The sequence below is a fragment of the Variovorax sp. LjRoot290 genome (assembly GCF_964253985.1).
Lineage (GTDB): Bacteria > Pseudomonadota > Gammaproteobacteria > Burkholderiales > Burkholderiaceae_C > Variovorax.
Genome location: NZ_CAXURW020000001.1, coordinates 3,451,120 through 3,464,395 on the forward strand (window position 1 = coordinate 3,451,120; position 13,276 = coordinate 3,464,395).

Annotated in this window: 10 protein-coding genes; 3 read left to right on the forward strand and 7 right to left on the reverse strand. The window is 66.3% G+C overall.

All coding sequences use genetic code 11. The annotated features are described in order from the left end of the window. The first annotated feature begins 30 nt into the window (after nucleotides 1-30). Nucleotides 31-1,146 (forward strand): 3-deoxy-7-phosphoheptulonate synthase, encoded by a 1,116-nt coding sequence (locus ACSQ9A_RS17135; protein WP_436304513.1) that lies wholly within the window; start codon nucleotides 31-33, stop codon nucleotides 1,144-1,146. 6 nt (nucleotides 1,147-1,152) lie between these two features. Here the strand turns inward: ACSQ9A_RS17135 and ACSQ9A_RS17140 are convergent, their stop codons facing one another. Next, nucleotides 1,153-2,679, reverse strand: a complete 1,527-nt coding sequence (locus ACSQ9A_RS17140; RefSeq protein WP_436304514.1) for a CoA-acylating methylmalonate-semialdehyde dehydrogenase — start codon at nucleotides 2,677-2,679, stop codon at nucleotides 1,153-1,155. Nucleotides 2,680-2,785: 106 nt separating this feature from the next. Between ACSQ9A_RS17140 and ACSQ9A_RS17145 the strand changes: the two genes are divergently transcribed. Beyond that, a complete protein-coding gene (locus tag ACSQ9A_RS17145) occupies nucleotides 2,786-3,715 on the forward strand; it encodes a LysR family transcriptional regulator (RefSeq protein WP_436304515.1) in 930 nt (309 codons plus the stop codon). Between the two features lie 15 nt (nucleotides 3,716-3,730). On the opposite strand, the gene ACSQ9A_RS17150 is transcribed toward ACSQ9A_RS17145, so the two are convergent. Both ACSQ9A_RS17150 and ACSQ9A_RS17155 read right to left on the reverse strand, forming a co-directional pair. Beyond that, nucleotides 3,731-4,330, reverse strand: coding sequence for an isochorismatase family protein (locus ACSQ9A_RS17150; protein WP_436304516.1), 600 nt, complete (start codon nucleotides 4,328-4,330; stop codon nucleotides 3,731-3,733). A gap of 72 nt (nucleotides 4,331-4,402) precedes the next feature. Further along, on the reverse strand, nucleotides 4,403-5,512 hold the full coding sequence (locus tag ACSQ9A_RS17155; RefSeq protein WP_436306313.1) for a PQQ-dependent sugar dehydrogenase: 1,110 nt from the start codon (nucleotides 5,510-5,512) through the stop codon (nucleotides 4,403-4,405). A gap of 207 nt (nucleotides 5,513-5,719) precedes the next feature. Here ACSQ9A_RS17155 and ACSQ9A_RS17160 point away from each other — a divergent pair, with 207 nt between their 5' ends. After that, complete coding sequence (locus tag ACSQ9A_RS17160) at nucleotides 5,720-6,316, forward strand: C40 family peptidase (protein WP_436292722.1); 597 nt, start codon at nucleotides 5,720-5,722, stop codon at nucleotides 6,314-6,316. Between the two features lie 59 nt (nucleotides 6,317-6,375). Here the strand turns inward: ACSQ9A_RS17160 and lpdA are convergent, their stop codons facing one another. Genes lpdA through aceE form a run of 4 tightly spaced genes read right to left on the reverse strand, consistent with a single transcriptional unit; the run spans nucleotide 6,376 to nucleotide 13,208 of the window. After that, nucleotides 6,376-8,193: a dihydrolipoyl dehydrogenase gene (lpdA, locus tag ACSQ9A_RS17165; RefSeq protein WP_436304517.1), complete on the reverse strand. Its 1,818-nt coding sequence runs from the start codon at nucleotides 8,191-8,193 to the stop codon at nucleotides 6,376-6,378. Next, nucleotides 8,190-8,780, reverse strand: coding sequence for an MFS transporter (locus ACSQ9A_RS17170; protein WP_436304518.1), 591 nt, complete (start codon nucleotides 8,778-8,780; stop codon nucleotides 8,190-8,192). Before ACSQ9A_RS17170 ends, lpdA begins: the two co-directional genes overlap by 4 nt. Further along, nucleotides 8,777-10,435, reverse strand: a complete 1,659-nt coding sequence (gene aceF / locus ACSQ9A_RS17175) for a dihydrolipoyllysine-residue acetyltransferase (RefSeq protein WP_436304519.1) — start codon at nucleotides 10,433-10,435, stop codon at nucleotides 8,777-8,779. The genes ACSQ9A_RS17170 and aceF overlap by 4 nt, the downstream gene beginning before the upstream one ends. A 46-nt stretch (nucleotides 10,436-10,481) precedes the next feature. Next, on the reverse strand, nucleotides 10,482-13,208 hold the full coding sequence (gene aceE, locus ACSQ9A_RS17180; protein WP_436304520.1) for a pyruvate dehydrogenase (acetyl-transferring), homodimeric type: 2,727 nt from the start codon (nucleotides 13,206-13,208) through the stop codon (nucleotides 10,482-10,484). Nucleotides 13,209-13,276 lie beyond the last annotated feature (68 nt).

Genomic DNA, 13,276 nt, shown 5'->3' on the forward strand with positions numbered 1-13,276 from the left:
CCACGCATGAACCGCGCCGCGACCGAACACATGACCAGACTTGACGACCCCCTCCATGACGCCGAGATCGGCTCCCGCGACAGCACGATCGATACCACCCGCATCGACGACGTACGCATCGGCGCCGTCCGCCCGCTGATGACGCCCGCGCTGCTGCAGGAACGCGTCCCGGTGCGCGACGACACGCTCTCGCTGGTGGAAGCCAGCCGCGCGGCGATCGCCGACGTGCTGCACGGCCGCAGCGACCGGCTCGTCGTGGTCGTGGGGCCCTGCTCGATCCACGACCACGACCAGGCGCTCGAATACGGCCATCGGCTGAAAGCCGTGGCCGACGAGCTGCAGGACGACCTGCTGATCGTGATGCGCACCTACTTCGAGAAGCCGCGCACCACGGTGGGCTGGAAGGGCTACATCAACGACCCGCACCTCGACGGCAGTTTCGCGATCAACGAAGGCCTCGAGCGGGCGCGGCGCCTGTTGCTGGAGCTGACGACGCTGGGCCTTCCTGCCGGCACGGAGTTCCTCGACCTGCTGAGCCCGCAGTTCATCGCCGACCTGATTGCCTGGGGCGCCATCGGCGCACGAACGACGGAAAGCCAGAGCCACCGGCAGCTGGCCTCGGGACTGAGCTGCCCGGTCGGCTTCAAGAACGGCACCGACGGCAGCATCAAGGTCGCGGCCGACGCGATCCTTGCGGCGCGGGCTCCGCATGCGTTCATGGGCATGACGAAGATGGGCATGGCCGCCATCTTCGAAACCCGCGGCAACGACGACTGCCACGTCATCCTGCGCGGCGGCAAGACGCCCAACTATGCCGCCGCGGATGTGGCCGCGACCTGCGAGGCGCTGCGCGCGCTGGGCCTGCGCGAGCAGGTCATGATCGACGTCTCCCACGGCAACAGCAGCAAGCAGTACCAGCGCCAGATCGACGTCGTGCACGACGTGGCCGGGCAGATCGCCGCCGGCGAGCGACGCATCGCCGGCGTGATGATCGAAAGCCACCTGGAGGAAGGCCGGCAGGACCTGGTTCCAGGCGTCCCGCTCAGGCACGGGGTATCGATCACCGACGCGTGCATCGGTTTTTCGCAGACGGTGCCGGTGCTGCAGGAACTTGCCGCGGCGGTTCGGGCGCGGCGGCGGCTTTGACGCCGCTTACTTCGCCGTCGGCATCACGAACTCGGCGCCCTTGGGCGTGCTCTCGGGCCAGCGCTGCATGATCGACTTCTGCTTGGTGTAGAAGCGCACGCCTTCCTCGCCATAGGCGTGCATGTCGCCGAACAGGCTCTTCTTCCAGCCGCCGAAGCCGTGCCAGGCCATCGGCACCGGGATCGGCACGTTGATGCCCACCATGCCGACCTGGACGCGGCGCGAGAACTCGCGCGCCACGTTGCCGTCGCGCGTAAAGCAGGCGACGCCGTTGCCGAACTCGTGGGCATTGATCAGGTCCACGGCCTCCTTCAGGTCGTGCACCCGCACGCAGGAAAGCACCGGGCCGAAGATCTCTTCCTTGTAGATGCGCATCTCGGGCGTGACGTGGTCGAACAACGTGCCGCCCATCCAGAAGCCGTTGGCGCAACCCTCGCCTGCCTGCGCGGCATCGAAGCGGCGGCCGTCGACCACCAGCTTCGCGCCTTCCTTCTCGCCCTGCGCGATGTAGCCGGTGATGCGCTCATGCGCCGCGCGCGTGACGATCGGGCCCATCTCGGCCGCGAGGTTCTCGCCGTCGAGCACCTTGAGCGTCCTCGCGCGTTCGATCAGCTTCGGCATGATCTTGTCCGCCGCGTCGCCCACCAGCACCGCGACGCTGATCGCCATGCAGCGCTCGCCGGCCGAGCCGTAGCCCGCGCCGATCAACGCGTCCACCGTCTGGTCGATGTCGGCGTCGGGCATCACCACCATGTGGTTCTTGGCGCCGCCCAGTGCCTGCACGCGCTTGCCGTGGCGCGCGCCGGTCTCGTAGATGTAGTTCGCGATCGGCGTCGAGCCGACGAAGCTGATCGCCTTGACATCGGGATGCTCGATCAGCGCGTCGACCGCCTCCTTGTCGCCCTGAACGACGTTGAACACGCCGTCGGGCAGGCCCGCTTCTTTCAGCAGCTCGGCCATGCGCAGCGAGGCGCTGGGGTCGGTCGGGCTGGGCTTGAGCACGAAGGTGTTGCCGGCGGCGATCGCGACCGGGAACATCCACATCGGCACCATCACCGGGAAATTGAAGGGCGTGATGCCGGCCACCACGCCGAGCGGCTGGCGCAGCGTCCAGTTGTCGATGCCGGTGGAGACCTGGTCGGTGTAGTCGCCCTTGAGCAATTGCGGGATGCCGCAGGCGAACTCGACGATGTCGATGCCGCGCGTGACCTCGCCCTGCGCGTCGGTGAAGACCTTGCCGTGCTCGGCCGTGATCAGATGGGCGAGCTCGTCGCGATGGCGGTTCAGCAGCTCGAGGAACTTGAACATCACGCGCGCGCGGCGGATCGGCGGCGTGTCGGCCCAGGCGGGAAAGGCGGCCTGCGCGGCGGCCACCGCCGCATCGACGTCGGCGCGGTTGGCCAGCGCGACATTGCCCGTCACGGCACCGGTGGCGGGATTGAAGACGTCCTGGGTACGCGACGAAGCTCCGCCGGCACGGCGGCCCGCGATGTAGTGCGCGATCGGGGTGGGAACGGAGATCTTGGTGGTCATGGCCGGGCCGGTAGTGGAGGGAAAGGCGGCCAGTCTAGAAAGCCGCGCCGCTGTTGCCTAGGCGCTGGCGCTGAATTGATTGTTTGCCATAGTGAACAATAGAGCCATGGATGACAAAAAAGTTGAACTGCTCTGGACCCATCTGCACTGGCTGATCGTCCTGGAGCAGCAAGGCAGCTACACGGCGGCGGCGGCCAGGTTGGGCGTCAGCAAGGCGGCCATGAGCCAGCGCATCGCCGAGCTGGAGCGCGCTGCCGGCGTGCCGCTGGTGCGCCGCACCACGCGCAGCGTGCGCCTCACCGAGGCCGGCCAGCGCCTGGTCGACGACATGCGCGCGCCTTTCGAGCGGATCGCGCACAGCTTCGCCAGCGTACGCGACCTGGCCAGCGCGCCGCGCGGCCTGCTGCGGGTGACGGCGCCGGTGGCGTTCGCGCGCCAGCAGCTGGTGCCGCGCCTTGCAGACTTCCTGCGTGCCTACCCGGAAGTGCGCCTGGAGCTGGACATGTCGGATCGCCTGCGCTCGCTCGCGATGGAAGGCTTCGATCTCGCCGTGCGGCACACCGCCGCGCCGCCGGAGACGCACGTGGCGTGGATGCTGGCGCCCACCCGCTCGGTGCTGGTCGCGAGTCGCGCCTACCTGCGCCGCCGCGGCGTACCGAACCTGCCGCAGGACCTGGCGAAGCACGACTGCCTGCACTACCCGCGGACGCAGGACACGCCCGCCTGGAGCTTCGTGCGCGACGCCGATGGCGAACAGGCGACGGTGCCGGTCAGCGGCCCGTTCGCCGCCAACAACAGCGAGGCGTTGCGCGATGGGGCGGCGACAGGTCTAGGCATCGCGCTGCTGCCGGACTTCAGCGCGCAATCCGGCCTGCAGGCGGGCAGGCTGGTAGAGGTGTTGCCGCAGTGGCGGCCGGTGGGGGCCTTCGGCGAGCGCCTGTATGCGATCCGCCCCTACTCCGCCCATGTGCCGCGCGCGGTGGAGGCCTTCGTCTCCTATCTGCGAGAGGCCTTCGCGGCGGGCTTCGCGGCCTGACGCGGCCGCGCTTCGCTAGCGAATCAGCGCCAGCACTTCATCGAAGCGCGGATGCTCGGCCGTTCGCAGCCACTCGAAGCCGACCATCTCCGTGGTGACGAGTTCCGCGCCGGCGCCGGCCAGGCGGTCGAAGGCCGCATCGCGATTGCGCTCCGTGCGCGAACTGCAGGCATCGGTCACCACCCAGACTTCGAACTCGTCCTCGAGCAGATCGAGGGCGGTCTGCAGCAGGCACACGTGGGCTTCGCAGCCCGCGATCACGATGGTGTTGCGCTCTTCGGCGGCCGCCGCCTTCTGCAAGTGCTTGGGCAGACTGCGTGCATTGCCCTGGGGGGCCTTGGCAGGCGCGCGCAGCCATTCGCCCAGCCCCTCTTCCGCCGCGCTGAAATGCATCTTGGCCAGCGTGCGCTGGCACAGGGCGCGGATGTCGGCCAGGTTCTCGCCGAGCTTCGAGGGGTTTTCTTCGGTGCCCCAGACCGGCACCTCGAGCAGGCGGGCTATCCGGCCGAGCCGCACCGCGTTCTCGACCACGGCCTCCGCTTCGAAGATCGCCGGCATCAGGCGCGCCTGGTAGTCGACCAGGACCAGTTGGGATTGCGATGCATCGAGCAGCATGAGGCGGAGTCTTTCACGAAAAAGCGAGGGGGCTAGACCGTACCACCGAACAGATCGGCCCGATCGGGCCGCTCAGTTCGGCCGCAAGCGCAGCAGCTTGCCGTCGGACTCGTCCGTCAGCACATAGAGCAGCCCGTCGGGCCCCTGCTTCACATCGCGGATGCGCGCCCTGCCGTCTTCCAGCAGCTTGTGCTCGGCGACGACCTTGCCGTCCTTGAGCTCGATGCGATCCAGGTAGCCGAACTTGAGCGATCCCACGAAGAGATTCCCCTTCCAGCCCGTGCCGTAGCGATCGCTGGTCAGGAAGGCCATGCCCGAGGGCGCGATCGAAGGCACCCAGTGGTGCAGCGGCTGCTCCAGCCCGTCCTTGCGCGTGATGCCGTCGCCGATCCTGCCGCCGCCGTAGTTCTCGCCATAGGTGATCACCGGCCAGCCGTGGTTGCGGCCGGCCTCGGGGATGTTGATCTCGTCGCCGCCCTGCGGACCGTGCTCGTGCATCCAGAGCTTTCCGTCGGGCGCCAGCGCGGCGCCCTGGCCGTTGCGATGGCCATAGCTCCAGATCTCGGGCAGCGCACCGGCTCGACCGACGAAGGGGTTGTCCGCGGGCACGCTGCCGTCCTTGGCGATGCGCACGAGCTTGCCCAGGTGGTTGTCGAGCTTCTGCGCGTCTTCCTTGCGGCTGAAGCGATCGCCCAGCGTCAGGAACAGGCTGCCGTCCTTGGCCTCGACAATGCGGCAGCCGAAATGGTGGCGGCTGGCGACCTTGGGGCGCTGGCTGAAGATCACCTTCAGGCCTTCGAGACGGCTGCCGTCGGCCGACAGTTGCGCACGCGCCAGGGCCGTACTGTTGGCCGAGCCACCCGCCTCGGGTTCGGAGAAGCAGAAATAGAAGGTCCTGTTCCTGGCGAAGGCCGAGTCCACCAGCACATCCAGCAGCCCGCCCTGGCCGCCGGTGGCGATGGCGGGCAGCCCGGCCACGGGTGCACCCAGCTTGCCGTCGGCACCGACGACGCGAATGCGGCCGGACTTCTCGGTCACCAGGAAGCGGCCGTCGGGAAGAAAGCCCACGCCCCAGGGATTTTCGAGACCCGAAGCGACCACCTCCGGCCGCGGCGCCGCCATCGCGACACCCACTGCGGCGATCGCCAGACCCGAGAGCAACGCAATCCGAAACCGAACCATCTTGAATACTTTCGATGAATTCATGAGAGATCCTTCGAAATGAGTGAAAGCGCACCAGGCGAAAAAGTATCACCCATAACTAAAAACTTTCGCTTTACATCACGGAACAACTTATGGCTGATAACGGAGAGCTTTACATTTCATAAAATCAGCGAATGTAAAAAACGTAGCCAGGACAATGGGTTGCATGCAGAATCCCGAATCCGCATGAAATTGACATCGCTATTTGTCATCCATATCCTACGCGCCATGCGATTTCTCCTACCCGCCTGCCTCTTGATTGCATTTGCCGCCCATGCCGCACCGCAACAAGACCGTACCGAAGAACTGGATTCCCTGCTTGCCGACAAGGGGCTGATCAATCAGCTTCAGCAGGTTCGCCAAACCGTCGTCGATCGCACCTCCGATCTGGTCGTTACCGCCATCGGTTTTCTGGGCGTCCCCTACCGCCGCGGCGGCAACACGGTGGAAACCGGCTTCGACTGCAGCGGCTTCGTGCGCGCGATGTACAACCAGACGGTCGGCCACCTGCTCCCGCGCCGCGCCGAAGAACAGGCCGCCGCCACCCAGAAAATCGATCGCAGCGAACTCAAGCCCGGCGACCTCGTGTTCTTCAACACCATGCGCCGCGCGTTCAGCCATGTCGGCATCTACGTCGGTGAAGGCAAGTTCATTCACTCTCCCAAGCCCGGCGCGCAGGTCCGCGTCGAGGACATGAGTGGAAGCTACTGGCAGCGCCGCTTCAGCGGTGCCCGTCGCGTGCAGGCGGCGCAGGGCGAGATCAACGCCAATACGGGCGACTGAGTCGGAGAGTTCACCAAAAAAAACCCGCCGTCGGCGGGTTCTTTTTTTGGCGGATGCCTTCAGCGTTTGACCGGCGGCAAATCCGTGCAGTGGCCGTGCACGGCCTCCGCTGCCAAGCCGATGCTCTCGCCGAGCGTCGGATGCGGGTGGATCGTCTTGCCGATGTCGATCGCGTCAGCGCCCATCTCGATCGCCAGCGCGATCTCTCCGATCATGTCGCCGGCATGCGTGCCGACGATGCCGCCGCCGACGATGCGATGCGATTCGGCATCGAACAGCAGCTTGGTGAAGCCCTCATCGCGGCCGTTGGCGATCGCGCGACCCGAAGCCGTCCACGGGAACAGGCCCTTCTCGATCTTCACGCCTTCGGCCTTGGCTTGGTCTTCGGTAAGCCCCACCCAGGCGATCTCGGGGTCGGTGTAGGCCACGCTGGGGATCACGCGGGCGTTGAAGGCCGCGCTCGCGAGTTCCTTGTCGCCCTTCTGCTCGCCGGCGATCACCTCGGCCGCCACGTGCGCCTCGTGCACCGCCTTGTGCTCCAGCATCGGCTGGCCGACGATGTCGCCGACGGCGAAGATATGCGGCACGTTGGTGCGCATCTGGATGTCGACCGGAATGAAGCCGCGGTCGCTGACGTTCACGCCGGCCTTCTCGGCACCGATCTTCTTGCCGTTGGGGCTACGGCCCACGGCCTGCAGCACAAGGTCGTAGAGCTGCGGCTCCTTGGGTGCCTGCTCGCCTTCGAAGCTGACGCGGATGCCGTCCTTGGTGGCCTCGGCGCCGACCGTCTTGGTCTTCAGCATGATGTTGTCGAAGCGCGGCGCGTTGAGTTTCTGCCAGACCTTGACCAGGTCGCGGTCGGCGCCCTGCATCAGGCCGTCGAGCATCTCGACCACGTCGAGCCGCGCGCCCAGCGTGGAGTAGACCGAGCCCATCTCGAGGCCGATGATGCCGCCGCCCAGGATCAGCATGCGCTTGGGATCGACGCCGAGCTCCAGCGCGCCGGTCGAATCCACCACCCGCGGGTCCTTGGGCATGAAGGGCAGATGCACGGCCTGCGAACCGGCGGCGATGACGCAGTGGCGGAACTTGACCGTCTGTGCCTTGTCGGTGGTGGCCTTGCCGTCGCCCGTGGTTTCCTGCACCTTGACGTGGTACGGATCGACGAACTCGCCGATGCCGCGCACCGTCGTCACCTTGCGCATCTTGGCCATCGCGGAGAGGCCGCCGGTGAGCTTGCCCACCACCTTGTTCTTGCGGCCGAGCAGCTTGGCGCGGTCGACCTTGGGTTCGCCGTAGCTGATGCCGAGGTCGGCGAAATGCCTGACCTCGTCGATCACCGCGGCCACGTGCAGCAAGGCCTTCGAAGGAATGCAGCCGACGTTGAGGCAGACGCCGCCCAACGTCGCGTAGCGCTCGACCAGCACCACCTTGAGGCCGAGGTCGGCCGCGCGGAAGGCAGCGGAATAGCCGCCGGGGCCGGCGCCCAGCACCAACAGATCGCATTCGAGATCGACCGAGCCGGTGTAGCTCGACGCCACGGCGGGAGCTTGTGTGGGCGCTGGGGCCTGCTTCGGTGCCGCTGCGGCGGGTGCCGGGGCCGGCGCTGCCGGCGCGGGTGCCGGCGCAGCGGCGCCTTCCGCCACATCCAGCGTCAGCACCACCGAGCCTTCGCTCACCTTGTCGCCCACCTTCACGGCCAGCGCCTTGACGACACCGGCATGCGACGACGGGATCTCCATCGAAGCCTTGTCCGACTCCACCGTGATCAGCGACTGCTCGGCCTTCACCGTGTCGCCCACTTTCACTAGCACCTCGATCACCGCGACTTCGTCGAAATCGCCGATGTCCGGCACCTTGATTTGCTGTTCGCTCATTTGGACACCTTCAGTTTGAGTGTGAGAACGTCGATGGGGCCCGCCGAATTGCGATCGAATTCGCAGGCCGCGGCGACGCCGGCTTCCGCGATCTCGCGCGCCGAGCGCACCTTGTCGTAGGCCGCGTGCATGGCGCCGAGCGCAAAGCTGCGTCCCGAGCCGATGCTCCAGAACTGCTTGAACTCGAAGACCTCGCGGTAGCTGTAGATCCCGTAGATGCCGCTCGGGTTGGCGAGCAGCATCGTGAACTGGCTCGATTCGTAGGGATCGTGCTCGTCTTCCTTGGTCTGCAGGAAGAAGGACTCCTTCAACACCGGATGCAGCAGCGTGAAGGTGCGAAAGATCTGGTCCTTGCTGCCGAAGCGCAGCGCATCCGCCGGCTGGGCTGCCAGCGCCTGCTGCAGCACCAGGAAGTGCGCGGCCGCGCCGGCGACGGCGAAGACGCTCTCGCCCTCCGCGTCGGCGACCCGGAAGAGCTTCTGGTTCGCCTCGGCGTTGAACGACAGCCGCGTGTCCCCGAAGGTCACGAGCGCATCGGCCGCCATCACCACTTGACCGCCTTTACGGACGGCCACCACCGTGGTCATAGGAGAACGCGGCGGAAGTCGGCGAGGACCTGGCCCAGGTAAGCGTTGAACCGGGCGGCCGAAGCGCCATCGATGACGCGATGGTCGTACGACAGCGACAGCGGCAGGAGCAGGCGCGGCTGGAAGGCCTTGCCGTCCCACACCGGCTTCGTCGCGCTCTTGGACAGGCCGAGGATCGCGACTTCGGGCGCGTTGATGATGGGCGTGAAGTGCGTGCCGCCGATGCCGCCGAGCGAGCTGATCGAGAAGCAGCCGCCCTGCATGTCGGCCGAGCCGAGCTTGCCGTCGCGCGCCTTCTTGGCGAGCTCGCCCATTTCCTGGCTGATCTGCAGAACGCCCTTCTTGTCGGCATCCTTGAGCACCGGCACCACGAGCCCGTTGGGCGTGTCGGCCGCGAAGCCGATGTGGAAGTACTGCTTGTAGACGAGCTGGTCGCCGTCCAGGCTGGTGTTGAACTCGGGGTACTTCTTCAGCGCCGAAACCACTGCCTTGATCACGAAAGCCAGCATCGTCACCTTGACGCCGGACTTCTCGTTTTCCTTGTTGGTCGAAACGCGGAAAGCTTCGAGCTCGGTGATGTCGGCTTCGTCGTTGTTGGTGACGTGCGGGATCATCACCCAGTTGCGGTGCAGGTTGGCACCGCTGATCTTCTTGATGCGCGACAGGTCCTTGCGCTCGACGGTGCCGAACTTGGTGAAGTCGACCTTGGGCCAGGGCAGCAGGCCGAGCGCTTCGCCGCCGCCGCCCGCGGGCGCCTTGGCCGCCGAAGCCTTGGTGCTGGCCGCGCCGCTCATCACCGCGCGGGTGAAGTTCTGGACATCTTCCTGCGTGACGCGGCCCTTGGGCCCGCTGCCCTTGACTTCCTCGAGCGGCACGCCGAGTTCGCGTGCGAACTTGCGTACCGAGGGCGATGCATGCGGCAGCTTGCCGCTGGGGGCGACCGTCGGATCGTGCGCAGCCGGCGCGGCAGCCGGGGCAGCGGATACCGCCGGGGCGGCTGCCGGCGCAGGCGCCGATGCGCTCGCCGGCGCAGGCACCGCGGCCGCCTGCGCCGGAGCGGCGGCAGCGCCGCCGCCCGAACCTTCGACCACCGCGATCAGGTCCCCGATGTTGACCGTGTCACCGACCTTGACCTTGAGTTCCTTCAGCACGCCGGCCGCGGACGACGGAATCTCCATCGAGGCCTTGTCCGACTCGACCGTGATCAGCGACTGCTCTTCCTTGATGGTGTCGCCCGGCTTCACCAGCACCTCGATCACCGCGACATCCTTGAAGTCGCCGATGTCCGGCACCTTGACCTCGACCGGGCCTGTGGCCGCGGCAGCGGCCGGAGCAGCCGCAGCCGGCGCTGGTGCAGCTGCTGCCGGCGCCGGTGCCGCGGCCGGCGGCGCGGATGCAGCAGGTGCCGCAGCTGCGCCCTCGCCTTCGAGCACCAGCACGACCGAGCCTTCCTTGACCTTGCTGCCGACCTGGACCTTGAGTTCCTTCACGACGCCGGCCTGGCTCGACGGAATTTCCATCGAGGCCTTGTCCGACTCCACCGTGATGAGCGATTGCTCGGCCTTCACCGAATCGCCCACCTTTACCAGCACTTCGATCACTGCGACTTCATCGAAATCGCCGATGTCCGGCACCTTGACTTCCACTGTTGCCATAAAAGTGTCTCCCGCCCTAGAGGCGCAGTTGATTGTTGGTTTTTGTTTACGCGTAGAGCGGGTTGATCTTTTCAGCGTTGATGCCGTACTTCTTGATCGCCTCTGCCACCTTGGCAGCCGGCACCGTGCCCTCGTCGGCCAGCGCCTTGAGCGCCGCCACCACGATGAAGTGGCGGTTGACCTCGAAGTGCTCGCGCAGCTTGTTGCGGAAGTCGCTGCGGCCGAAGCCGTCGGTGCCCAGGACCCGGTAGGTGCGGCCCTTCGGAATGAAGGGGCGGATCTGTTCGGCGTAGGCCTTCATGTAGTCGGTCGACGCCACGACCGGACCGGTGCTCGCCGAAAGCTGCTCGGCAACGAAGGGCAGGCGCGGCTCGTCGGTCGGGTGCAGCAGGTTCCAGCGATCGGCTTCCTGGCCGTCGCGCGTGAGCTCGTTGAAGCTCGGGCAGCTCCACACGGAGGCGCTCACGCCCCAGTCCTTCTCGAGGAGTTCCTGCGCCGCGATGCTCTCGCGCAGGATCGTGCCGCTGCCCAGCAGCTGCACCGTCGGCGCCTCCTTGCCCTTCGCGGCCTTGACCACCGGGGCCTGCTTGCAGAGGTACATGCCCTTGATGATCTGCTCCTCGGTGCCGGGTTGCAGGCCGGGCATCGGGTAGTTCTCGTTCAAGAGCGTCAAGTAGTAGTAGACGTTGTCCTGCTTCTCCACCATGCGCTTCAGGCCGTGGTGCAGGATCACGCCGACCTCGTGCGCGAAGGTCGGGTCGTAGCTCACGCAGTTCGGGATGGTGTTCGCGAGGATGTGGCTGTGGCCGTCTTCGTGCTGCAAGCCTTCGCCGTTGAGCGTGGTGCGCCCCGAGGTGCCGCCCAGCAGGAAGCCGCGCGCCTGCATGTCGCCCGCTGCCCAGGCCAGGTCGCCGATGCGCTGGAAGCCGAACATCGAGTAGTACACGTAGAACGGCACCATGATGCGGTTGTTGGTGCTGTACGAAGTGGCCGCGGCGATCCAGCTCGACATGCCGCCGGCCTCGTTGATTCCTTCCTGCAGGATCTGGCCGCTCTTGTCTTCCTTGTAGTACATGACCTGGTCCTTGTCGACCGGGGTGTACTGCTGGCCATCGGGGTTGTAGATGCCGATCTGGCGGAACAACCCTTCCATGCCGAAGGTGCGCGCTTCGTCAACCAGGATCGGCACCACGCGCGGACCCAGCGCCTTGTCGCGCAGCAGTTGCGTGAGGAAGCGCACGTAGGCTTGCGTGGTCGAGATCTCACGGCCCTCGGCCGTGGGCTCCATCACGGCCTTGAAGGTGTCGAGCGCCGGCACGGTGAAGCTCTCGTCGGCCTTGGTGCGGCGATGCGGCAGGTAGCCGCCGAGGGCCTTGCGGCGCTCGTGCAGGTACTTCATCTCGGGCGTGTCGTCGGCCGGCTTGTAGAACGGCAGCTCGGCGATCTGGCTGTCGGGGATCGGGATGTTGAAGCGGTCGCGGAAGGCCCTGATGTCCTCGTCGCCGAGCTTCTTGGTCTGGTGGACCGTGTTCTTGCCCTCGCCGATCTTGCCCATGCCGAAGCCCTTGACGGTCTTGACCAGCAGCACCGTGGGTTGGCCCGTGTGCTTGACGGCCGCATCGAAGGCCGCGTACACCTTCTGCGAATCGTGGCCGCCGCGGCGCAGGTTCCAGATGTCGTCGTCGCTCATCTTGGCGACCATCTCGAGCGTGCGCGGATCCTTGCCGAAGAAGTGCTTGCGCACGTAGGCGCCGTCATTGGCCTTGAACGACTGATAGTCGCCGTCGTTCGTCTCCATCATGATCTTGCGCAGCGCACCGTCCTTGTCGCGTGCCAAGAGCGGATCCCAGCTGCTGCCCCAGATCAGCTTGATCACGTTCCAGCCCGAGCCGCGGAATTCGCCTTCGAGTTCCTGGATGATCTTGCCGTTGCCGCGCACCGGGCCGTCCAGACGCTGCAGGTTGCAGTTGATGACGAAGATCAGGTTGTCGAGCTTCTCGCGCGCGGCCAGGCCGATGGCGCCCAGCGATTCGACCTCGTCCATTTCACCGTCGCCGCAGAACACCCACACCTTGCGGTGCTCGGTGTTGGCGATGCCGCGGGCATGCAGGTACTTGAGGAAGCGCGCCTGGTAGATCGCCATCAGCGGGCCCAGGCCCATCGAGACGGTGGGGAACTGCCAGAACTCGGGCATCAGCTTCGGGTGCGGATAGCTCGACAGGCCCTTGCCGTCGACTTCCTGGCGGAAGTTGAGCAGTTGCTCCTCGGTCAGGCGGCCTTCGAGGTAGGCGCGTGCATAGATGCCGGGCGAAACGTGTCCCTGGATGTAGAGGCAGTCGCCGCCGTGGTTTTCGCTCTCGGCGTGCCAGAAGTGGTTGAAGCCGGCGCCGAACATGTTGGCCAGCGAGGCGAAGGAGCCGATGTGCCCCCCCAGATCGCCGCCTTCGGCGGGATGGTGGCGGTTGGCCTTCACGACCATCGCCATCGCGTTCCAGCGCATGTAGGCGCGCAGCCGCTCTTCGATCTCAAGATTGCCGGGGCAGCGTTCTTCCTGGTCGGTCTCGATCGTATTCACGTAGGCGGTGTTGGCCGAGAACGGTTTGTCGATGCTGTTCTGGCGTGCATGTTCGAGCAGTTGCTCGAGAAGGAAGTGCGCACGCTCGGGGCCTTCGCTTTCGATGACGGCCGACAGGGCGTCCATCCATTCGCGGGTTTCCTGTGCGTCCGGGTCGTTCGCGGCCGAGCCGTACAGGTTCTCGGGATTTGCCGACATGCTTGTCTCCTTTTGAGGGGGGGTTGTGGCTGTAATTTAGTGCCGTATCCGGCAGCGCGCGGGAGTTT